General features: G+C 36.0%; 26 protein-coding genes. 7 read left to right on the top strand and 19 right to left on the bottom strand.

Translation table 11 applies throughout. The features are described from left to right. Positions 1-280: 280 nt before the first annotated feature. Together RCJ96_RS04800 and RCJ96_RS04795 are read right to left on the bottom strand one after the other, a co-directional pair. A complete protein-coding gene (locus RCJ96_RS04800) occupies positions 281-1459 on the bottom strand; it encodes an FtsW/RodA/SpoVE family cell cycle protein (RefSeq protein WP_029438048.1) in 1179 nt (392 codons plus the stop codon). A 125-nt stretch (positions 1460-1584) separates the two neighbouring features. Continuing rightward, on the bottom strand, positions 1585-1872 hold the full coding sequence (locus tag RCJ96_RS04795) for a YlaN family protein (protein ID WP_000135695.1): 288 nt from the start codon (positions 1870-1872) through the stop codon (positions 1585-1587). Positions 1873-2022: 150 nt separating this feature from the next. Here RCJ96_RS04795 and RCJ96_RS04790 point away from each other — a divergent pair, with 150 nt between their 5' ends. After that, positions 2023-2520 carry a hypothetical protein gene (locus RCJ96_RS04790; protein WP_001289788.1) on the top strand — a complete coding sequence of 166 codons (498 nt, stop codon included), beginning with the start codon at positions 2023-2025 and terminating at the stop codon, positions 2518-2520. Positions 2521-2551: 31 nt separating this feature from the next. On the opposite strand, the gene RCJ96_RS04785 is transcribed toward RCJ96_RS04790, so the two are convergent. Together RCJ96_RS04785 and RCJ96_RS04780 are read right to left on the bottom strand one after the other, a co-directional pair. After that, positions 2552-3880, bottom strand: coding sequence for a PhoH family protein (locus tag RCJ96_RS04785; RefSeq protein WP_000358083.1), 1329 nt, complete (start codon positions 3878-3880; stop codon positions 2552-2554). A gap of 246 nt (positions 3881-4126) precedes the next feature. Further along, positions 4127-4582, bottom strand: a complete 456-nt coding sequence (locus RCJ96_RS04780; RefSeq protein ID WP_074606312.1) for a pyridoxamine 5'-phosphate oxidase family protein — start codon at positions 4580-4582, stop codon at positions 4127-4129. Between the two features lie 145 nt (positions 4583-4727). Here RCJ96_RS04780 and RCJ96_RS04775 point away from each other — a divergent pair, with 145 nt between their 5' ends. After that, a complete protein-coding gene (locus RCJ96_RS04775; RefSeq protein WP_001995040.1) occupies positions 4728-4928 on the top strand; it encodes a YlaI family protein in 201 nt (66 codons plus the stop codon). Between the two features lie 36 nt (positions 4929-4964). On the opposite strand, the gene RCJ96_RS04770 is transcribed toward RCJ96_RS04775, so the two are convergent. The 3 genes from RCJ96_RS04770 to typA form a co-directional block, all read right to left on the bottom strand. Beyond that, positions 4965-5240, bottom strand: coding sequence for a hypothetical protein (locus RCJ96_RS04770; protein WP_001258148.1), 276 nt, complete (start codon positions 5238-5240; stop codon positions 4965-4967). 12 nt (positions 5241-5252) lie between these two features. Then, positions 5253-5555 (bottom strand): YlaH-like family protein, encoded by a 303-nt coding sequence (locus RCJ96_RS04765; RefSeq protein ID WP_000893666.1) that lies wholly within the window; start codon positions 5553-5555, stop codon positions 5253-5255. A 157-nt stretch (positions 5556-5712) separates the two neighbouring features. After that, entirely contained in the window at positions 5713-7557 is a 1845-nt protein-coding gene (gene typA / locus RCJ96_RS04760; protein WP_000914763.1) for a translational GTPase TypA, read from the bottom strand. Positions 7558-7697: 140 nt separating this feature from the next. Between typA and RCJ96_RS04755 the strand changes: the two genes are divergently transcribed. Then, the gene (locus tag RCJ96_RS04755; RefSeq protein ID WP_000400127.1) at positions 7698-7877 is read left to right on the top strand and encodes a DUF5325 family protein; all 180 of its coding nucleotides are present in this window, start codon (positions 7698-7700) and stop codon (positions 7875-7877) included. A 104-nt stretch (positions 7878-7981) separates the two neighbouring features. On the opposite strand, the gene RCJ96_RS04750 is transcribed toward RCJ96_RS04755, so the two are convergent. Both RCJ96_RS04750 and RCJ96_RS04745 read right to left on the bottom strand, forming a co-directional pair. Continuing rightward, positions 7982-8782 carry an inositol monophosphatase family protein gene (locus RCJ96_RS04750; protein ID WP_001158694.1) on the bottom strand — a complete coding sequence of 267 codons (801 nt, stop codon included), beginning with the start codon at positions 8780-8782 and terminating at the stop codon, positions 7982-7984. 88 nt (positions 8783-8870) lie between these two features. Beyond that, on the bottom strand, positions 8871-9059 hold the full coding sequence (locus RCJ96_RS04745; protein WP_001250164.1) for a hypothetical protein: 189 nt from the start codon (positions 9057-9059) through the stop codon (positions 8871-8873). 206 nt (positions 9060-9265) lie between these two features. Here RCJ96_RS04745 and RCJ96_RS04740 point away from each other — a divergent pair, with 206 nt between their 5' ends. Further along, positions 9266-9892 (top strand): YktB family protein, encoded by a 627-nt coding sequence (locus tag RCJ96_RS04740; RefSeq protein ID WP_000175082.1) that lies wholly within the window; start codon positions 9266-9268, stop codon positions 9890-9892. Between the two features lie 81 nt (positions 9893-9973). Here the strand turns inward: RCJ96_RS04740 and RCJ96_RS04735 are convergent, their stop codons facing one another. Next, positions 9974-10243: a UPF0223 family protein gene (locus RCJ96_RS04735; protein ID WP_000456556.1), complete on the bottom strand. Its 270-nt coding sequence runs from the start codon at positions 10241-10243 to the stop codon at positions 9974-9976. Between the two features lie 366 nt (positions 10244-10609). Here RCJ96_RS04735 and speA point away from each other — a divergent pair, with 366 nt between their 5' ends. Together speA and RCJ96_RS04725 are read left to right on the top strand one after the other, a co-directional pair. After that, the gene (gene speA, locus RCJ96_RS04730) at positions 10610-12082 is read left to right on the top strand and encodes an arginine decarboxylase (RefSeq protein WP_000084882.1); all 1473 of its coding nucleotides are present in this window, start codon (positions 10610-10612) and stop codon (positions 12080-12082) included. A gap of 75 nt (positions 12083-12157) precedes the next feature. Next, on the top strand, positions 12158-12988 hold the full coding sequence (locus RCJ96_RS04725) for a protein-glutamine gamma-glutamyltransferase (RefSeq protein ID WP_074543979.1): 831 nt from the start codon (positions 12158-12160) through the stop codon (positions 12986-12988). Between the two features lie 34 nt (positions 12989-13022). Here RCJ96_RS04725 and RCJ96_RS04720 read toward each other — a convergent pair whose 3' ends face one another. From RCJ96_RS04720 to RCJ96_RS04705, 4 genes are all read right to left on the bottom strand, one after another. Continuing rightward, positions 13023-13151: a GapA-binding peptide SR1P gene (locus tag RCJ96_RS04720; protein ID WP_000536793.1), complete on the bottom strand. Its 129-nt coding sequence runs from the start codon at positions 13149-13151 to the stop codon at positions 13023-13025. 45 nt (positions 13152-13196) lie between these two features. Further along, the gene (locus tag RCJ96_RS04715) at positions 13197-13325 is read right to left on the bottom strand and encodes a GapA-binding peptide SR1P (RefSeq protein ID WP_000536805.1); all 129 of its coding nucleotides are present in this window, start codon (positions 13323-13325) and stop codon (positions 13197-13199) included. A gap of 59 nt (positions 13326-13384) precedes the next feature. Beyond that, a complete protein-coding gene (locus tag RCJ96_RS04710; protein WP_000536778.1) occupies positions 13385-13513 on the bottom strand; it encodes a GapA-binding peptide SR1P in 129 nt (42 codons plus the stop codon). Between the two features lie 195 nt (positions 13514-13708). Continuing rightward, positions 13709-14005, bottom strand: a complete 297-nt coding sequence (locus RCJ96_RS04705; RefSeq protein ID WP_011181837.1) for a DUF3055 domain-containing protein — start codon at positions 14003-14005, stop codon at positions 13709-13711. A 127-nt stretch (positions 14006-14132) separates the two neighbouring features. Between RCJ96_RS04705 and RCJ96_RS04700 the strand changes: the two genes are divergently transcribed. Continuing rightward, entirely contained in the window at positions 14133-14525 is a 393-nt protein-coding gene (locus RCJ96_RS04700) for a DUF1885 family protein (RefSeq protein ID WP_001163309.1), read from the top strand. A 1-nt stretch (position 14526) separates the two neighbouring features. On the opposite strand, the gene RCJ96_RS04695 is transcribed toward RCJ96_RS04700, so the two are convergent. The 5 genes from RCJ96_RS04695 to pdhA form a co-directional block, all read right to left on the bottom strand. Next, complete coding sequence (locus RCJ96_RS04695) at positions 14527-14754, bottom strand: hypothetical protein (RefSeq protein ID WP_446699724.1); 228 nt, start codon at positions 14752-14754, stop codon at positions 14527-14529. A 244-nt stretch (positions 14755-14998) separates the two neighbouring features. Then, complete coding sequence (gene lpdA, locus RCJ96_RS04690) at positions 14999-16411, bottom strand: dihydrolipoyl dehydrogenase (protein ID WP_000260111.1); 1413 nt, start codon at positions 16409-16411, stop codon at positions 14999-15001. Positions 16412-16416: 5 nt separating this feature from the next. Continuing rightward, complete coding sequence (pdhC, locus tag RCJ96_RS04685) at positions 16417-17706, bottom strand: pyruvate dehydrogenase complex dihydrolipoyllysine-residue acetyltransferase (RefSeq protein WP_000863427.1); 1290 nt, start codon at positions 17704-17706, stop codon at positions 16417-16419. Between the two features lie 92 nt (positions 17707-17798). Then, complete coding sequence (gene pdhB, locus RCJ96_RS04680; protein WP_416503918.1) at positions 17799-18776, bottom strand: pyruvate dehydrogenase complex E1 component subunit beta; 978 nt, start codon at positions 18774-18776, stop codon at positions 17799-17801. A 3-nt stretch (positions 18777-18779) separates the two neighbouring features. After that, complete coding sequence (pdhA, locus tag RCJ96_RS04675) at positions 18780-19895, bottom strand: pyruvate dehydrogenase E1 component subunit alpha (protein ID WP_000536893.1); 1116 nt, start codon at positions 19893-19895, stop codon at positions 18780-18782. Positions 19896-20024 lie beyond the last annotated feature (129 nt).

Here is a 20024-nt window from a genome sequence, read left to right as displayed (position 1 = left end):
ATAAAGAGCGTGAAGTTCTTCACTTTCCACATTATATTATACTTAGAAAGCTTCACTTTATTTTTATCCATCATACCTTATTTTTTAACAAATGATAAGTTTTCTGAGCAATTTGTCTCACAAAAATAGTATAGCATACCTCTTCCTTTTCTAACAACTTAATTGTATATCACTTTAATCTAAATGTGATATACCCTTTAACTAAAAGATAAATTAATACATCATATTTAAAACTACTTAAAAATAAAAAAACACATCATGCTCTACAGCACAATGTGTTTTATTTTACAACTACAAGATGCGGTCCACCTTGTTCTCTTTCTTTAACTGTCTCGTTCTGTTGTTTCTCTTGTCGTTTTACATGACTAGCAATATTCAATAATAGCCCCATCGCGAGTAAATTAGCTAATAAGGAACTCCCGCCATAACTAACAAACGGTAAAGGAACTCCCGTAAGTGGTATTAATCCAGACATACCACCGACATTAACAAATGTTTGGACTCCAAACAGACTTGCAATTCCGATAGCTATTAAACTTCCAAATGGATCTGTACACTTTTGTGCAACTCTAAACGCCCGAATAATTATAAGCAATAAACAAATCAAAATGATCGCTACGCCTATAAAACCAAGTTCTTCTGATATAATTGCCATAATAAAATCTGTTTGTGGCTCTGGTAAGTAACCATACTTTTGTATACTATTTCCTAATCCTCTACCATTTAGCCCTCCCGAAGCAATTCCAATAAACGAATTTATTAATTGAAATCCATCCTTTTGTGGATCGCTAAATGGATCAAGAAAAACGGAAAACCGTGCTTTTTGGTACTGACTTAATTTATAACTCCCAAGGAAATACAACGCCGGAGCCCATACTATAGACGTTAACAAGAATCTCTTTATCCACAAATTAACATTAACTCCTGAACAAAGAAACATAATTCCTACTGTTCCCGCAATTAACATATCGGTACCTAAGTCATTTTGCTTTAAAATTAAAAACATAATTAAACCAACACCCAAAAGTACTGGTCCTGATCCTTTAAAAACAGACGTATTCGTTTCTTGCCTCTTCGCAAAGAAATGAGCCAATACGAGAATAACTGTGATCTTAACAAATTCCGCAGGCTGTATTCCAAATATCCATCCATTTGCACCATTTACTGCTTTAGCAAAAAATGCAGCTGCTGCTAATAATGCTACACTAATTCCATAACTCCCCAATAAAAAGATTCGTTTTCTCCACACTTTATATGGGATAATAGCAAGAATTATTAATACTATTGTCCCAGCGGCTAAAGTAATCAATTGTCTTTTAAAAAAGAAATTTGCTGGTTTATCAAATCGCGAAATCGCAACAATGGAACTAGAACTATATACCATTATAACTCCCAGCACACATAAGATAACAAGAGGAAGTAATAATGAATAATCCATTGATTTCCATACTCTTTTCATTTCATTTCCTCTCTCTGTTTCAATTTAATTATTGTTGTATTCCATATGTACATTGATTCTTCCTGCTTTATTATACAAATAAAAAGCTCAAACTTTTTCAGTTTGAGCCCCCTTATTTGAACCCGTTATTGTTGTTTGTTTGTAAATGCTTCATGAAGTGCAGATAACTCACGTTCAAGCTCTCCTAACATTGCTTTCCCTTGTTCTTCTGCAATAAGACCAAGGCGAACTGCAAAATCGACTTCGCGGGATAGTCCAAACATTTGTGTGTCTAACACTTCTTCATATAATGGACATTGCGGCATTGTAAGATGGTCCATTTGCACCTTAATAAGTCTTAAAATCTTCTCCGCATCCGCTTGTAGAAGGGCTAGTGCCTTTTCCTGATGATTTGATACTGTCTCAGACGCCAAATTGATTCCCTCCGTTTCCGTCCTACTCTCTCCTATCTATTAATATTAGCGATAGTTTTAATAAATTGCAATAGAAACATTTTTTGTGACAATAGTGTCTAATACTATTATACTGAAAAGTGGGAGTATAACACAAATGGGGGAACAACAATGAGCGAAATTTTATTTATTAATGGAAAAGTTCGTTTTCCAATCACTATCGATCCAACCGTTTGGATCTTTGATGATCGAAAAGTAGATTTGACAACTTACTTTGATGAAACGAGAGAAAACACTTCAGAACTAGAAGCTTATTTAAAAAACACTTCGGAACATTGGGATCGCGAAATCCGTGATGGTGCTGCTTTCCCGCCGATACAACAAAGTGTAAAAAAATTTAAAAAAGAACAGCTAATCACTGGAACATTCGGTATACCATTTCAACCTTTTCTTGCTAATGCCGAAATTTCAGATGACGCTACGCAAGTCGAGATCGAAACAGTAGATGATACAATAACGCTTCCATTAGAAACTGTCAAACATGCTATTCTTGGTTTTTCAAAAGAAGGAAAACCATTAAAAGAAGATGGACCTGTTCATTTATATTACAATGATGGATCTAATAGACAAAATCCAATCCGTAACATCCGCAAATTTACAATTATTTAAAGAAAAGGAGTGAGCTTTTGCTCACTCCTTTTTATAGTAAATCTGCGGCTAGTTGAGCTAAATTAGATCGCTCCCCTTTAACAAACTTTACATGACCACTAATACGTTGCTCTTTAAACTTCTCTACAACGTATGTTAAACCGTTATTATATTCATCCAAATACGGATGATCAATTTGCTGAGGATCTCCCATTAATACGATTTTACTTTTTTCTCCTACCCTCGTTAGTATCGTTTTCACTTCATGCTTCGTTAAATTTTGTGCTTCGTCAATTATAATGAATTGATCTGGAATACTTCTCCCGCGTATATACGTAAGAGCTTCTACTTCTATCGAACCCATTCCAGCTAAAATAGCATCTAACTCTCCTGGTTTTTTCGTATTAAATAAATACTCTAGATTATCAAAAATCGGTTGCATCCACGGTCTTAACTTTTCTTCTTTTTCTCCCGGTAAATAACCGATATCTTTCCCAACTGGAACAATTGGCCGTGCAACGAGTAGTTTTTTATATAACCCTAAATCTTCCGTTTGCATGAGCCCCGAAGCTAAAGCTAGTAATGTCTTTCCTGTACCAGCTTTCCCTGTTAGCGTGACTAGTGGAATATCTTCACGAAGCAACAATTCTAATCCCATAATTTGCTGCACATTTCGTGGTCGTATTCCCCATACTTGTTCATTGTGAAAAATAAGTTTCTTTACCTTCTTACCTAAATGATCCACAATACCTAGTGCTGAACTAGATCCACCTAACGCATCTTTCATTACTACAAACTGATTTGGATAAAAAGGATGATTTGCAATTTCGGATAAAGGCAATTCGCCTTTTTCATAAAAATAATCCAATTGTTCTTTTGATATATATCCTTCTAAAAATCCTGAATATATATTTTCCACTTCAATAACCCGATCACTTAAATAATCTTCCGCCTTTAAACCTATTGCATCTGCTTTTACCCTTACGAGCACGTCTTTACTTACTAAAATAACAGACTTCCCGTCCTCTTTTTCTTGTTCTTCTAAAGATAGATTTTTTGCTACAGCTAAAATTCGATTATCATTTGTTTTTTCTACAAAAATATCTTGTAGTTGGACAAACGAACGATGATTTAATTCAATACGAAATGTACCGCCGTTTTCTAGCGGAATACTTTCATGCAGTTTTCCTATTTCACGAAATTTGTCTATTAACTTAGATACATAACGAGCGTTTCGTCCTACTTCATCCATATAACGTTTTTTCGAATCAACCTCTTCTAATACAACTGCTGGAATCACTACTTCATTGGTTTCAAATGAAAAAATAGATAAAGGATCCTGCAAAAGTACATTCGTATCTAACACATAAATTTTATCCAACCTGTTACCCCCTGACTCCACTTTTAAATTTGTAGAACAAGGGTTTCATCCATAAAATATGGACGAACCATTGTTATAATTATATGTACCGTATAAACGAGGTAGAATCGAAATTTATAGCCATTAAACCTTTTATTTATTTTTTATTCATTTCTATTCAATATATTACTTTTAATTATAATTATTAACATAAAATCACAATAAGTGATTACAAAAGTTAATAACTGACTTTCTTATTTATCACATTTATAATTCTTTCATTCCTGCTAACACTTGGTTATCGAGCTTTTTAGCTGCACGAAGATCATACGTTTTTTCATATGTTGGCTCAATTGCAAGTTTTGCACCATAAAACATAACATCACGTACTTCTTGTACAGTTACTTCTATTACAGTTAATTTTAGAGGAATGCCTTCCATTCTATCAGTCAAAATTTCACCTGCACCACTTATGGAAAATACGGATTCATTCGCCATTATAGTCAATACCACTCCAGTACTATGTCTTATATTTTCCACAATACGTGAACGTTGATCTACTGCAAATCGAATACTAGTTTTACTCACTGCATACACCCAAGAAATAGCACTTACGTTAGGAACTTGTTTTTCAAAATCTGTTGTTGCTACCATAACAATACACTCTTTACGTAACGTTTGTACTAAATCATCTGTTAATGTGGGCTCTACTACATTCGCCATATTTCCACCTCCAAATATACTTCATATATCCTTATCATAACCTATTTTTTGAATTGCGAAAATATTATTTTTTCCCACTATTATTCAAAAACATTACACTTCCATGATATACTTATACTGATAGAATTCGTATTGAGGTGACGAAATGAGAGTCAAATGTATGATTTGTGATAAAAAAGATATGTTAGATGATGAAAATCCTATGGCAAAAAAACTGCGTAATCGCCCTATTCATACATATATGTGCATGGAATGTTCGGAACGAATTGCTGAACGTACGATGGAACGTCATGCAAGTGGTAATTTCCGATTATATCGTGATAAAAAAGTCGAAGACGATTGGTAAAATATAAATAAGTCCTTTATCAATATGATAAAGGACTTATTTATATTTTTCAGGTTCGCGATTCATTTGATCCAAAAAACAATCAATAGCTTCTAATGGAAACCTTGCAGATTTTCTTTCTCCATTTATTTCATATGTAACTAAATACATTTCCTCGTTCTTCTTAACTTCCACATTTCTCAATTTATGTTCTTCATATATCATATTTTGAAATAACAAATACGTTTCTTTTGCAGCACTATCATCCGGGCGTGCTTCGGCAACTGTTTTAATTGTTAACCAATTATATAACGCATCTTGTACGGAACGCATAAAACTCCCCCCTCATCCTGCTTTTTGTTGTCTTGCTTGACGTAATCGCAACCTATAAATCCCAAGTACAATTGCTGCTACAACAAGCCCCTCTCCAACAGGTAAAAAAACTGCAAAGAAAGTTAACACTGTACACCCAATCGCTAACGATATATATATTACTATATTTTTTATTATAGATAGTTTTCTTGCAAAACCTAAATTATACACAAGTGCACTTAATATAATAATGACGCCATACAGTAACCACATCCCTAGCTCTGGATTTTCATCAACTTTACATAACTTCGCAAAAAACGACATTCTTTCTAACACCATTTATCCCCCTTCCTCATAAATCAAACCATTTTTGTTTATGTACTTAATACAAGAGTAACCTGTGAAAAAAATACTGTCCACAAAAAGAGTAAATATTCTAAAAAATAAACATAAAAAAACAGCTACCTTAATTAAAGGTAGCTGTTTTACTATTTTACGCTTCTACAGATTTCTTTTTCTTAGCAGCTCTTTCACGTTCGCTCTTATCAAGAATCTTTTTACGTAAACGAATTGATTCTGGAGTTACTTCACAGAACTCGTCATCGTTTAAGTACTCTAATGATTCTTCTAAAGTCATTAAGCGTGGTTTTTTCATTGTTGAAGTTTGATCTTTCGTCGCAGAACGAATGTTAGTTTGTTGTTTCATTTTCACAACGTTAACTGTTAAGTCATTCTCACGAGTGTGTTCTCCGACAATCATACCAGCATATACTTCTGTACCTGGTTCAACGAAGATTACACCACGATCTTCAACTTGCATAATACCGTATTGTGATGCTTTTCCTGTTTCAAGTGAAACTAGAACACCTTGACGACGTCCACCAACTTGTCCAGCGTGTACTGGTTGGTAGCAATCGAATGTATGGTTTAAAATACCGTAACCACGAGTTAATGTCAAGAATTCTGTTGTGTAACCAATTAAACCACGTGCTGGAACCATGAAAGTAAGGCGAACTTGACCGTTTCCGTTATTCACCATATCTAACATTTCACCTTTACGAGCACCCATAGATTCCATAATAGAACCAGTGTATTCTTCAGGTACATCGATTTGTACACGCTCTACAGGCTCACATCTTACGCCATCAACTTCTTTAATGATTACTTCTGGCTTAGATACTTGTAGTTCATAACCTTCACGACGCATGTTTTCGATTAAGATAGATAAATGTAGTTCCCCACGTCCAGATACGATCCATGCATCAGGAGACTCTGTATTATCTACACGTAAACTTACATCTGTTTCTAATTGTGAACGAAGACGCTCTTCAATTTTACGAGATGTAATGTATTTACCTTCACGACCTGCAAATGGACTGTTATTTACAAGGAACGTCATTTGTAGTGTTGGCTCATCAATACGTAATAATGGTAACGCATCTTGATGTTCAACTGGACATACTGTTTCACCAACGTTAATGTCTTCCATACCAGAAACAGCTACTAAGTCTCCAGCTTTTGCTTCTTCAATTTCTTGACGTTTTAATCCCATGTAACCAAATAATTTTGTTACGCGGAATTGTTTTACGCTTCCGTCTACTTTCATTAAAGCAACTTGTTGTCCAACCTTCATTGTACCGCGGAATACGCGTCCAACTCCAATACGTCCAACATAGTCGTTGTAATCAAGAAGTGCTACTTGGAATTGAAGTGGCTCTTCGCTGTTATCAATTGGTGCAGGAATATGTTCAATAATTGTATCAAATAATGATTTCATATTCTCTTCTTGATTTGCTGGGTTTGAATCTAAGCTTGCTGTTCCGTTCATTGCTGATGCAAATACAACTGGGAACTCTAATTGATCTTCGTTTGCACCAAGTTCGATGAATAAGTCGATTACTTCATCAACTACTTCATCAGGGCGAGCGAAGTCACGGTCAATTTTATTTACTACTACGATTGGAGTTAAGTTTTGCTCAAGAGCTTTCTTTAAAACAAATCGTGTTTGTGGCATACAACCTTCATATGCATCAACAACAAGTAAAACACCATCAACCATTTTCATAATACGTTCTACTTCTCCACCAAAGTCAGCGTGACCTGGTGTATCTAAAATGTTAATTCTTTTATCTTCATAGTGAATCGCAGTATTTTTCGCTAAAATTGTAATACCGCGCTCTCTTTCTAGATCATTTGAATCCATTGCGCGCTCTTCAACGTGTTCGTTCGCACGGAAAGTCCCCGCTTGACGTAATAACTGGTCAACAAGTGTTGTTTTACCATGGTCAACGTGGGCAATAATTGCTATATTACGTAAATCTTGTCGTTTTTTCAACATGTCCAACTCCTAATGTCTTTTTAATCCTTCTCTATTATAAGAGCGAAGGGGATACAATAGCAATTAAAATAAAATCAAGAATGAAAATATAGTTGTATTCTTACTTTTGTGAAAGTAAAATGAGATTGGAGGGTGAAGAAATGGAACACATTCAATATCGCTTTTTATTAACTGCAATTATCGGTGTTATTTTCTTAATTGGTATCGGCATTATGATTGCTGAAAATAGTCCAATCGGTATTATTATTTGCATTATCGGCACATTTGTTACAGTTGGATACGGTTTTGTAACAAAAAGAAAAATGCGTAAATCGCAATAACGTCAAAAAGTAAGAAGCCTGTATACAGCCTCTTACTTTTTTTGTTACTTGGATATAAAGTGAAACTTTAATCAGTGGGGTTTTTCTTCATCCCCCACTGATTATCAGCCCTCACCAATCGGGATAAACGATAACACTTCTTCATACACCCCTGGCTTCGCAACTAATACGCTACTCTTCTCTACGATAGAAAGTGGCACTCCGGAGAATGTTGTTACCTTGCCTCCAACTTCCTCTACAATTATCTGCCCCCCACCAAAGTCCCATGGTGATAATCTAGGCGTTACATATGCATCGATTCTTCCAGTTGCAACGTATACCATCTCTAATGCTGCACAGCCATATGATCTCGTGCCTCTTGCTTTCTTAACAAGTGCCATCATACTTTCCATATTAAGCAATGGATTGTCGGTAAGCCATATCGCATTTAAAGCTACAATACCTTGCTCTACAGTACCTTTTTCTAATAAAGGTATCGGTACTTCATTACAAAATGCTCCAGCCCCTTTTAACGCATGATATAATTCATCATGAACTGGATCATAAATAAGTCCAATCTTTCCGATACCGTTCTCATAAATTCCAATTGAAATTGCAAAATTTCTTTTTTGGTGAACAAAGTTCATCGTGCCGTCAATTGGATCAATTAACCAAACAACCCCGTCAGAAGAAGTTACCTCGTCTCCATAGCCCTCTTCACCTAAAATATGATGATGTGGGAATGTTTCTTTAATTTTCCCAATTAAAAACTGTTCTATTTCTCGGTCCATATTTGTTACTAAATCAGCTGCATTTGATTTTGTTTCTATAATAAGTGCTTTTTTCATTGATGCCATTAAATGCTCTCCCGCATCCCGAATCCACTGTTTGGCGTGTGCATCGATGTCTTTCCATACTTCTTGCATGTTTAAACACTCCGATCTATACTGTTCACAGAAAAAACGAACCCTTTATAAGGTTCGCACCAACTAATTTTTTATACATATACTATTATTACGCTTCTAAACGAATCATTTCAAGTCTTAACACTTCTAACTTTTGTACACACTCTTCTTTTTTCTGTTTATCATCTTCCATCATCGCATCATATAAAGTTGCTAATTCATAATCTAGCTCCAAACGTAGCACCGGTATTCTCTTTTCAGCATCTGTTCTCTTTAACGCATTAATCACCTGTCTCATATTATTTGCCTCCTCCCAATATTCGTCTGCCCTCGGACTAGAATTAATTCAATTTTCTGATTTTTTGTTTTATACTATACTATGTTGGATAAATCATCTATGCAACAAAATTATATTTTTTTATTTAAATTTTTTTGTGCTGTTTTTTTTATGAATAGTACAAGCTATGCTAAAATAAAAGCAAAATAGGAGTTGGAGGAACAATCATGACACTACAAACATTCAAATCAACTGATTTTGAGGTCTTTACAGTTGATGGTCTCGAAGAACGAATGAGTGCAATTAAAACGAACATTCATCCTAAGCTAGAAGCTTTAGGGGAACAGTTTGCAGCGTATTTATCCAAACAAACTGATGAGAACTTTTTTTATCATGTAGCAAAACATGCACGTCGCAAAGTCAATCCACCAAACGATACTTGGGTTGCTTTTTCAACAAATAAACGCGGATATAAAATGCTACCACATTTCCAAATTGGATTATGGGGTACTCATGCCTTCATATACTTTGGTTTAATCTATGAGTGTCCACAAAAAGTGGAGACGGCTCACGCCTTCTTAGAACATATAAATGATTTAAAAACAAATATTCCAAATGACTTCGTTTGGTCCATTGACCATACTAAACCAAGTGTAAAATTACATAAAACACTTGAAACAAATGATTTACAAAAGATGATTGAACGTCTAGCTACTGTAAAAAAAGCAGAATTATTAGTTGGTATTCATATATCACCAGAGGAGTTTTCAGCAATGACCAACGAACAATTCCTTGCTAAGATTGAATCTACGATGCAATCACTCCTTCCTTTATATGCACTTTGTAATCGATAGTAGAAAACGGACAATTTATATTGTCCGTTTTTAGTTGTTATCACATTATATCACTTCAGTTTTTATTTTTCAAAATATTTTTTACATTTTCACAAGCTTTTCTTCTTCAATTTCTTTAGCCTTCTGAATCGCACGGTATATAGAATATCCACTTACTTCTTGAAACTCTTTATCAATTTTCTTTTCTTCTGCTTTCGATGGAACAATCTCTTTAAAACGACGATATAAACCCATTAATTCTTCTCTTACAATTCCTTTTTCATATGCTTTCTCAATCGCTTCATAAAACTTCACAATTGTAACCATTTCCTCATTTGACCAATCATAATCTAACGGATATTGATATTCCATTTCGCACCTCATTTATCATTTCTTCTTATTTCAATACGCTATCTTAAAGTGATTTTTTCTACTTCACTATAGTCACTTTGCATTATACACTATTTATTCATTTTAATGGAATTGCCTTCCACTAGAAGTTAGTAGGCAGCTACTATTTAACATACTCACCGTAAAAATATTTTTTGCTATACATCTATAATTATTGGTGATATAATGCTTTTGTTTTATAGGAAATAAAGTGAAGCTCCCATCTCAAAAAAGCTTTTGTGAATGGCAGAAAAACAAGTCTCATTCTAAAAAAGAACTTAACTTTTTTAGAACAAGATTATATAAAACAAACTCTAATAAATATAAAAAAAAGAAGGGGTGTATAGATTGTCCCAATACGAAACACCATTGTTTACCGCTTTAGTTGAGCACAGTAAGCGAAATCCAATTCAATTCCATATTCCAGGTCATAAAAAAGGGCAAGGCATGGATCCTGAATTTCGCGAATTTATTGGGCATAATGCATTAGCAATTGATTTAATTAACATTGCGCCGCTCGATGATTTACATCATCCAAAAGGTATGATTAAAGAAGCACAAGATTTAGCAGCCGCTGCATTTGGTGCGGATCATACTTTCTTTTCTATTCAAGGTACAAGTGGCGCAATAATGACAATGGTGATGAGCGTTTGCGGTCCTGGTGACAAAATACTAGTGCCACGAAACGTGCATAAATCAGTAATGTCAGCTATTATTTTCTCAGGTGCAAAACCTATTTTCATGCATCCTGAAATCGATCCAAAACTTGGTATTTCACATGGAATCACAATCCAATCTGTCAAAAAAGCACTTGAAGAGCACTCAGATGCGAAAGGCTTACTTGTTATTAATCCAACATACTTTGGCTTTGCTGCGGACTTAGAACAGATTGTACAATTAGCACATTCTTACGATATCCCTGTACTCGTTGATGAGGCTCATGGTGTTCATATTCATTTTCACGATGAACTGCCGATGTCAGCGATGCAAGCCGGTGCAGATATGGCAGCAACGAGTGTTCACAAATTAGGTGGATCTTTAACGCAAAGTTCTATTCTTAATGTAAAAGAAGGCCTTGTGAATGTAAAACATGTTCAATCTATTATTAGCATGCTTACGACTACATCAACGTCTTACATCTTGTTAGCCTCCCTAGATGTTGCTAGAAAACGTCTTGCTACAGAAGGAAAGGCGCTCATAGAACAAACAATACAATTAGCGGAACAAGTTCGTAATGCTATAAATGATATTGAACATCTTTACTGTCCAGGGAAAGAAATGCTAGGTACGGATGCTACTTTTAACTATGATCCTACAAAGATAATTGTATCTGTAAAAGATTTAGGTATTACAGGCCATCAGGCTGAAGTATGGCTTAGAGAGCAATATAACATTGAAGTAGAACTCTCAGATTTATACAACATACTATGTCTTGTCACTTTTGGGGATACAGAAAGTGAGACGAATACACTTATTGCGGCATTACAAGATTTATCAGCAACATTTAAAAATAAAGCTGATAAAGGTGTTCAAGTGCAAGTAGAAATTCCAGAAATACCTGTGTTAGCACTTTCTCCTCGAGATGCTTTTTATTCGGAAACAGAAGTCATCCCATTTGAAAATGCAGCAGGTCGTATTATAGCTGATTTCGTTATGGTTTATCCGCCAGGGATTCCAATCTTTACTCCGGGGGAAATTATTACACAAGACAACTTAGAGTATATTCGTAAAAACTTAGAAGCAGGTTTACCTGTACAAGGTCCTGAAGATATGACATTACAAACATTACGCGTGATCAAAGAGTACAAGCCTATCAGTTGATAGGCTTTTTTTTCACCCTTTTTCCCTTTTCTCATACGATATTATGTAATGTAACGTATAGGTGGGGATACTACTATGATTGTAATAGGCCGTTCTATTGTACATCCTTATATTACAAATGAATATGAGCCATTTGCAAATGAGAAACAACAAATTTTATCTATAATGGCAGGAAATCAAGAAATCTATTCCTTTCGAACATCCGATGAACTCAGCTTTGATCTAAATTTGCGCGTTCATATTATTACTTCTGCATTAGAACTTTTTCAAAGTGGTTTTCAGTTTCGCACATTTCAACAATCTTTTTGCAACCCTCAATATTGGAAAAGAACGTCTCTTGGAGGATTCGAGCTCCTTCCAAACATACCCCCTTCCATTGCCATACAAGATATTTTCAAAAACGGAAAACTATATGGAACTGAATGTGCCACCGCTATGATCATTATTTTTTACAAAGCTTTACTAGCATTATATGAGGAAGAAACTTTCAACCGTCTCTTTGCAAACCTTTTACTTTATACGTGGGACTACGATCAAGATTTAAAGCTCATAACAAAGACAGGTGGCGATCTTGTCCCAGGTGATCTCGTTTACTTTAAAAATCCACAAGTGAATCCAGCTACAATCGAGTGGCAAGGAGAAAATACAATCTATCTAGGAAATTTCTTTTTTTATGGGCATGGCGTAGGTGTAAAAACAAAAGAAGAAATTATATACGCATTAAATGAGCGACGAGTCCCTTACGCTTTCATTTCCGCTTTCTTAACCGATACTATTACCCGTATTGATAGCCGTCTCATGAGCTACCACGCTTCTCCTAGTACACCACAGACATCCATAGGATTTATTCCGATTAGAGATGATGCAATCGTTGCAACAGTTGGCAACACAACTACAGTTTATTAAAAAAAGCACCTACATATGTAGACGCTTTTTTTATTTAAGCTTTTGAATGTTCTTTATGGTCACAGTCGCAATGAGATCCACATTTCCCGTATAGTACTGTTGATTTTTCATCTTCAAAATGTCCGATTGTTCCTTCACATACTTGGCATACGATTGTTCCCATTTTTCATTTCCCCCTGAGTTTTAATAGTAATCTATTTATTTATCATTAAGCTTTCGCATTATCTCTACTGGCACAGTCACAATTTGTTCCGCATTTTCCGTAAAGCACTGTCGTTTTTTCATCTTCAAAATGTCCGATTGTTCCTTCACATACTTGGCATACGATTGTTCCCATTTTTCATTTCCCCCTAAGTTTATGGTCCTAAAAACTTTCAGCTGTCCATTTCCTATCAATTATTGGGCTTTTGTATGCTCTGTGTGATCACATCCGCAAGATCCACATTTCCCGTAAAGTACTGTTACTTTCTCATCCTCGAAGTGTGCAATTGTACCTTCACAATCTTGACATACGATTGTTCCCATTTTTCATTTCCCCCTAAGTTTATAATCCCAAAAACTTTTTGTAACCGCTTAACTTTCTGTCTTTATTTTAATATGTTATACTTTTTACGTCAATAGGTTTTTAGTATAACACATTAAATATTTTAAATTTAAATTAGTATGCGATATTCAAACAAAAAAACAGCCATATTTATACGTACGACTGTTTTACATTATTTATTCTTCGTATTCCGCATGCAAAGATGTAGATGGAACTAGAAATGAGAAAAACTGAGATAACTCAGCTGCTTCCTCTTCTGAGCCTAATTTGAAAACTTCCTGTAAATATTGAATATTCTCCACATCATCTCGTCCAAGTAAAGTTGACTTCCCTGTTTGCATGCAAACAATAAGTGGCTTTCCAAAGAACATATTTGTATAAATAACACCAAAATCATAACGAGTATCATGTGTCATAAACCCCAAAAATCGTACCTTCACACTTTCATGCTCATCATACAATTTTTCAAACATCGGTTTCCACCTTTCCACATCACCTTTCATTAATATATTAAACAAAAAAAGGAATACTCCTTTTAATTGTCAAAAAATTCAGTAGGATGTAGAATGGTAGTATTCTACTTAGTTAGGGGGAACTTATATGCAACATGCCTTTATTACGCTTGTACCTAAATCCAATCAACAATCTGTTTCAATAGATGATATAAAACAACTTTTTCATTATTATAAAACAGTTACTTCCAAAACTGGTGTTCAAATTAATTACGCTTATACAAATACCGCTTTTCCGTATGAAATTTTAGATACATCAGCAACAACATTCAAACTACAATCTACTCACGATCGATATGACTCCATTTATGTTGGTGTCGGTATAGAAAAGGAACAAACTTATATTCAAGTTTCTTTACCACCTAATGCAACATTTGGTGATAAAGGAAAAGCAAATGAATTTTGCCGTTTTCTAGCGAAGAAATTAGAAGGAGAGTTAAAATTATTTAATGGAAGAACAATGTATTTCTATAAACGTTAATTTAAAAAATAGAAAATATAATTAAGAAAAGTATGCAATTTGAACACGTAAGGAATAATGCCTGCTTTCTAATTTGCAATACAAAATATGCGATCATATATGCTAAATAAAGAAATACAAAAAATAGAATAACTTTATAATGCAACTTATCACCATTTGACAATGATAATACAATGGAAAAACCACTCCATAATAAAAAATGATAAAATATAACATGTAATATTCTCATGGAACCTTCTCCTTTGACATGCTCTATTTCATTAATATATGGTATTAAGTTTGAATCAATTACATATTACACGAAAGCATATATATGGCTTTTGGATTTATATATGTTTTAACAATTCAATTCAATTAAATTATTATATATTCATTCGACAAGTACGTATAAAGACCTTGCAAGCCACTTTTATTATAAAATAAAAAATAGCCCATCTCTTTAAATAAGAGATGGGCTATTTTCATTACTTAAATTATTTTACAATGTGAATTGGCATTCCAAGAGCAACTTCAGCTGCTTCCATTGTGATTTCACCTAATGTTGGGTGAGCGTGGATTGTTTGAGCGATATCTTCTGCTGTCATTCCAGCTTCGATAGCTAAACCAATCTCAGAAATAATATCAGAAGCGCCTGCACCTGCAACTTGAGCACCTACAAGAAGACCATCTTCTTTACGTGTTACAAGTTGTAAGAAACCGTCAGTGCTGTTTAATGATAATGCACGACCGTTAGCAGCGAATGGGAACTTAGATACAGTTACAGTCATTCCAGCTTCTTCAGCTTGTTTCTTAGTGTAACCAACAGATGCTAATTCTGGATCAGTGAAGCATACTGCAGGAATTCCGATGTAATCGATAGCTGACGCATGGCCACTAATTGCTTCTACAGCTACTTTACCTTCGTAAGAAGCTTTGTGAGCTAATGGTGGTCCAGGAACTATATCACCGATTGCATAGATGTTTGGTACATTTGTACGACATTGCTCATCGATTTCGATGATGCCGCGGTCAGTCATTTTAACTCCAACTTGCTCAAGACCGATTTCTTGAGTGTTTGGACGACGACCTACAGTTACTAATACGTAATCTGCTTCTACAGTTTGGATTTCACCTTTAACTTCGAAGCTAACTTTTACGCCAGTTTCTGTTTCTTCAACGCCTTTAGCCATAGCTTTTGTATGGATTGTTACGTTACCTTTTTTCTGTAGAGCACGTTTAACAACAGAGCTCATAGCTTTTTCGAAACCAGCTAAGATTTCGTCGCCAGCTTCTACTACAGTAACTTCTGTACCGAAGTTAGCATATGCAGTACCTAATTCCATACCGATGTAACCGCCGCCGATTACAACAAGTTTTTTAGGAATTTCAGGTAAGCTTAAAGCACCTGTAGAGTTGATAACACGTTTAGAGTATTTGAATCCTGGAATTTCGATTGGTGTAGAACCAGTTGCAAGAACAGCATTTTTAAACGTATAAGTTTGAGCTGCATCTTCAGTCATTACGCGTAATGTGTTAGCATCTACGAAGTAAGCTTCACCGCGAATGATTTCAACTTTGTTACCTTTAAGAAGGCCTTCAACACCGCCAGTTAATTTCTTAACTACGCCGTTTTTCCATTCTTGAACTTTTGTAAAGTCAACTTTTACGTTCTCTGCAGTGATACCCATGTCATCAGAATGCATTGCATTCTCATAACGATGACCTGCATTGATTAACGCTTTTGAAGGAATACATCCAACGTTTAAGCATACGCCACCAAGGTTAGCTTTTTCAATGATCGCTACCTTTTGACCTAATTGTGCTGCACGAATTGCCGCAACGTATCCACCAGGACCTGCACCAACAACGACTGTATCTAATTCAATTGGGAAATCTCCTACTACCATTGTTATTACGCCTCCATTACTAATAATTGTGGGTCATTCAATAGACGTTTAATTTGGTTTAATGCTTTTTGAGCAGTTGCGCCGTCAATTAAACGATGGTCAAAGCTTAGAGATAATGCTAATACTGGAGCTGCAACGATCTCACCGTTTTTCACAACTGGTTTCTCAGCGATACGGCCGATACCAAGAATTGCTACTTCTGGGTGGTTGATAACTGGAGTGAACCATTGTCCACCTGCAGAACCAATGTTTGTAATTGTGCAAGAAGCGCCTTTCATTTCAGCAGGAGCTAAACGACCTTCACGTGCTTTACCAGCAAGATCATTGATCTCGTTAGAAATTGTGAAGATAGACTTGCGATCTGTATCTTTAACAACTGGTACTAATAGACCTTTGTCTGTATCAGCTGCGATACCGATGTTGAAGTAATGTTTATGAACTACTTCTTGAGAAGCATCATCTAAAGAAGTGTTTAACATTGGATATTCACGTAATGCAGATGTTAAAGCTTTAACAACGTATGGAAGGTAAGTTAATTTAATACCTTTGTCAGCTGCCACAGCTTTGAACTTCTTACGGTGAGCAACAAGTTCAGTTACATCTACTTCATCCATTAATGTTACGTGAGGAGCTGTATGTTTAGAGTTAACCATTGCTTTCGCAATTGCTTTACGGATACCACTCATTTTCTCACGAGTTTCTGGATATTCACCAGCTGGGATTGGTTGTGCTTTTGGTGCTTCTTCTTTCGCTGCTGCTGGAGTAGCTTCTACTGCTGCTGGAGCCTCAGTTGCTGCTACCGCTTGTCCACCATTTGCAAATGCATCGATGTCAGCTTTTACGATACGACCGTTCTTACCAGAACCAGCTACTTTATGAATGTCTACGCCGTTTTCACGAGCATATTTACGAACAGATGGCATAGCGATTACGCGCTCATTTACTACTTCTGCAGTTGCTGCTGGAGTAGCTTCAGCTTTAGGAGCTTCTTCTTTTGCTTCTTCAGCTTTAGGAGCTTCGTCATGATCGTCGCCTTTAAATTTAAGGTTTTCGTATCCAGGAGCATCAAATTTAATTAATGTATCTCCAACTACTGCAACCGTACCTTCTTCTACAAGTACTTCAAGTACTTTACCTTTAACAGGAGAAGGAATTTCTACTACTGCTTTATCATTTTGTACTTCAAGAAGTACGTCGTCTTCGTTTACTTCGTCGCCTGGTTTAATAAACCATTTTACGATTTCACCTTCGTGGATACCTTCACCGATATCTGGTAGTTTAAATTCAAATGCCACGGAATTCAGCCCCCTGATTCATTTCTTTATTATGGAATATGGCAAAAGAAATCAGCATGTGCTGATTTCTTTTGCACATGAATAAGTAAAAATTAGAAGTTCATTACTTTGTTAACAGCTTCAACAATATCTTTGTGGTTTGGTAACCATACGCTCTCAGCTTGAGAGAATGGGAATACTGTATCAGCAGCTGCAACACGTACAACTGGAGCTTCTAAGTTTAAAATTGCACGGTCGTTAATTTCCGCTACAACGTTAGCTGCAATACCAGCTTGTTTTTGAGCTTCTTGAACTACAACTACGCGGCCTGTTTTTTCAACAGAAGCGATGATTGTTTCGATATCTAATGGTTGAACTGTACGTAAGTCAACAACTTCTAAAGAGATACCTTCTTTTTCAAGTTCTTCAGCAGCTTTTAATGCAGCGTGAACCATAGCACCGTAAGCGATAATAGATACATCTGTACCTTCACGTTTGATGTCAGCTTTGCCTAAATCAATTGTGTATTCGCCTTCTGGTACATCTTGACGGAATGAACGGTACAATTTCATATGCTCTAAGTAGATAACTGGATCGTTGTCACGAATCGCAGAGATTAAAAGACCTTTTGCATCGTATGGAGTAGATGGAATAACAACTTTTAGACCAGGTTGTTGAGCCACTAAACCTTCTAAGCTATCAGCATGTAGTTCAGGAGTATGAACACCACCACCGAATGGAGAACGAACTGTTACTGGAGCAGTCCAACGTCCACCAGAACGGTAACGCATACGAGCTAATTGACCAGAAATTGAATCCATTACTTCATAAACGAAACCGAAGAATTGGATTTCTGGAACTGGACGGAATCCTTCAAGTGCAAGTCCAACTGCAAGTCCACCAATACCAGACTCTGCAAGTGGAGTATCCATTACACGGTCTTCACCGAATTCAGCTTGTAAACCTTCAGTAGCACGGAATACACCGCCGTTTACACCAACGTCTTCACCAAACACAAGTACGTTAGGGTCATTTTTCATTTCAACGCGTAAAGCATCAGTGATTGCTTGAATCATTGTCATTTGAGCCATGGCTTACTTCGACTCCTTTTCTTTGTAAATTTCATATTGTTCAGCTAAGTTGTAAGGCATTTTTTCGTACATGATTTCCATTAAATCAGTAACTTTTTGTTTTGGAGCTTGGTCAGCCTTAGCAATTGCTTGTTTGATATCTTCTTTTGCTTCTTCGATTACTTTCTCTTCAACTTCTTGAGACCATAGGCCTTTGTTTTCTAAGAATGCACGGAAGCGTACGATTGGATCTTTTTGTTCCCATTCGTTCTCGATATCTTTTGTACGGTAACGAGTTGGGTCATCACCAGCCATTGTATGTGGACCGTAACGGAATGTTAAAGTCTCGATTAAAGTAGGACCTTCACCATTTACTGCACGCTCACGAGCGAAAGCAGTTGCTGCGTATACAGCTAATGGATCCATACCGTCTACTTGAATTCCGTAAATACCTGCTGCTACTGCTTTTTGTGCTACAGTTTTAGCTGCAGATTGCTTTTCTACTGGAGTAGAGATAGCATAACGGTTGTTTTGTACAACGAAGATTGCTGGAGCTTTGAATGCACCCGCAAAGTTCATACCTTCGTAGAAGTCACCTTGTGAAGCACCACCGTCACCAGTGTAAGTAATTGCAACAGATTTTTTACCACGTAATTTCATACCTAACGCAACACCAGCAGTTTGGATGATTTGCGCACCGATGATGATTTGTGGAGCAAGTGCATTTACGTTCTCAGGCATTTGGTTACCCATGAAATGTCCACGAGAGAATAAGAATGCTTGGTATAATGGTAAACCGTGCCATACTAATTGTGGCACATCACGATATCCTGGTAAGATGAAATCTTCTGCTTCAAGTGCGAAATGACTTGCTAATTGAGAAGCCTCTTGTCCAGCTGTTGGTGCGTAGAAACCTAAACGTCCTTGACGGTTTAAAGAAATAGAACGTTGATCTAGTACGCGAGTATACACCATACGGCGCATTAATTCTTTTAATTGATCATCAGATAATTCAGGCATAGCTGCTTCATTCACAACTTCGCCTTTTTCATTTAAAATTTGTAATGTTTCAAATTGAGCTGCGATAGCTTTCATTTGCTCATCAACATTAAATAGGGTCTTTTTTGTTTTAGTACCCATTCCGTTCACCTCTTCCTCTCTTGAACCATATTCTGAAACGCTTTCACTATCTATTAGCTAGGTGGAAAACGCAACAATGTAAACCAACAAATTTATTTGTCGGTTGAGAATAATTTTGTGTACCTAACA

The sequence above is a fragment of the Bacillus sp. BSL6 genome (genome assembly GCF_052928345.1).
The sequence above is the reverse complement of the archived record's forward strand: the minus strand, read 5'-3'. Positions and strand labels throughout refer to the sequence as shown.

What these genes read in the sequence shown, in the direction of transcription:
- RCJ96_RS04775 (WP_001995040.1), top strand. Translation starts at nt 4,728, where the DNA reads ATGAGAGTCAAATGTATGATTTGTGATAAAAAAGATATGTTAGATGAT.
- pdhB (WP_416503918.1), bottom strand. Translation starts at nt 18,776, where the DNA reads ATGGCTCAAATGACAATGATTCAAGCAATCACTGATGCTTTACGCGTT.
- RCJ96_RS04695 (WP_446699724.1), bottom strand. Translation starts at nt 14,754, where the DNA reads ATGAGAATATTACATGTTATATTTTATCATTTTTTATTATGGAGTGGT.
- RCJ96_RS04790 (WP_001289788.1), top strand. Translation starts at nt 2,023, where the DNA reads ATGAGCGAAATTTTATTTATTAATGGAAAAGTTCGTTTTCCAATCACT.
- RCJ96_RS04800 (WP_029438048.1), bottom strand. Translation starts at nt 1,459, where the DNA reads ATGAAAAGAGTATGGAAATCAATGGATTATTCATTATTACTTCCTCTT.
- RCJ96_RS04745 (WP_001250164.1), bottom strand. Translation starts at nt 9,059, where the DNA reads ATGAGACAGGTGATTAATGCGTTAAAGAGAACAGATGCTGAAAAGAGA.
- RCJ96_RS04770 (WP_001258148.1), bottom strand. Translation starts at nt 5,240, where the DNA reads ATGCGTTCCGTACAAGATGCGTTATATAATTGGTTAACAATTAAAACA.
- RCJ96_RS04705 (WP_011181837.1), bottom strand. Translation starts at nt 14,005, where the DNA reads ATGTTTGAAAAATTGTATGATGAGCATGAAAGTGTGAAGGTACGATTT.
- RCJ96_RS04735 (WP_000456556.1), bottom strand. Translation starts at nt 10,243, where the DNA reads ATGGAATATCAATATCCGTTAGATTATGATTGGTCAAATGAGGAAATG.
- RCJ96_RS04780 (WP_074606312.1), bottom strand. Translation starts at nt 4,582, where the DNA reads ATGGCGAATGTAGTAGAGCCCACATTAACAGATGATTTAGTACAAACG.
- RCJ96_RS04715 (WP_000536805.1), bottom strand. Translation starts at nt 13,325, where the DNA reads ATGGGAACAATCGTATGCCAAGTATGTGAAGGAACAATCGGACATTTT.
- pdhA (WP_000536893.1), bottom strand. Translation starts at nt 19,895, where the DNA reads ATGGGTACTAAAACAAAAAAGACCCTATTTAATGTTGATGAGCAAATG.
- RCJ96_RS04710 (WP_000536778.1), bottom strand. Translation starts at nt 13,513, where the DNA reads ATGGGAACAATCGTATGTCAAGATTGTGAAGGTACAATTGCACACTTC.
- RCJ96_RS04740 (WP_000175082.1), top strand. Translation starts at nt 9,266, where the DNA reads ATGACACTACAAACATTCAAATCAACTGATTTTGAGGTCTTTACAGTT.
- lpdA (WP_000260111.1), bottom strand. Translation starts at nt 16,411, where the DNA reads ATGGTAGTAGGAGATTTCCCAATTGAATTAGATACAGTCGTTGTTGGT.
- RCJ96_RS04725 (WP_074543979.1), top strand. Translation starts at nt 12,158, where the DNA reads ATGATTGTAATAGGCCGTTCTATTGTACATCCTTATATTACAAATGAA.
- RCJ96_RS04750 (WP_001158694.1), bottom strand. Translation starts at nt 8,782, where the DNA reads ATGCAAGAAGTATGGAAAGACATCGATGCACACGCCAAACAGTGGATT.
- RCJ96_RS04755 (WP_000400127.1), top strand. Translation starts at nt 7,698, where the DNA reads ATGGAACACATTCAATATCGCTTTTTATTAACTGCAATTATCGGTGTT.
- RCJ96_RS04720 (WP_000536793.1), bottom strand. Translation starts at nt 13,151, where the DNA reads ATGGGAACAATCGTATGCCAAGTATGTGAAGGAACAATCGGACATTTT.
- RCJ96_RS04700 (WP_001163309.1), top strand. Translation starts at nt 14,133, where the DNA reads ATGCAACATGCCTTTATTACGCTTGTACCTAAATCCAATCAACAATCT.
- typA (WP_000914763.1), bottom strand. Translation starts at nt 7,557, where the DNA reads ATGTTGAAAAAACGACAAGATTTACGTAATATAGCAATTATTGCCCAC.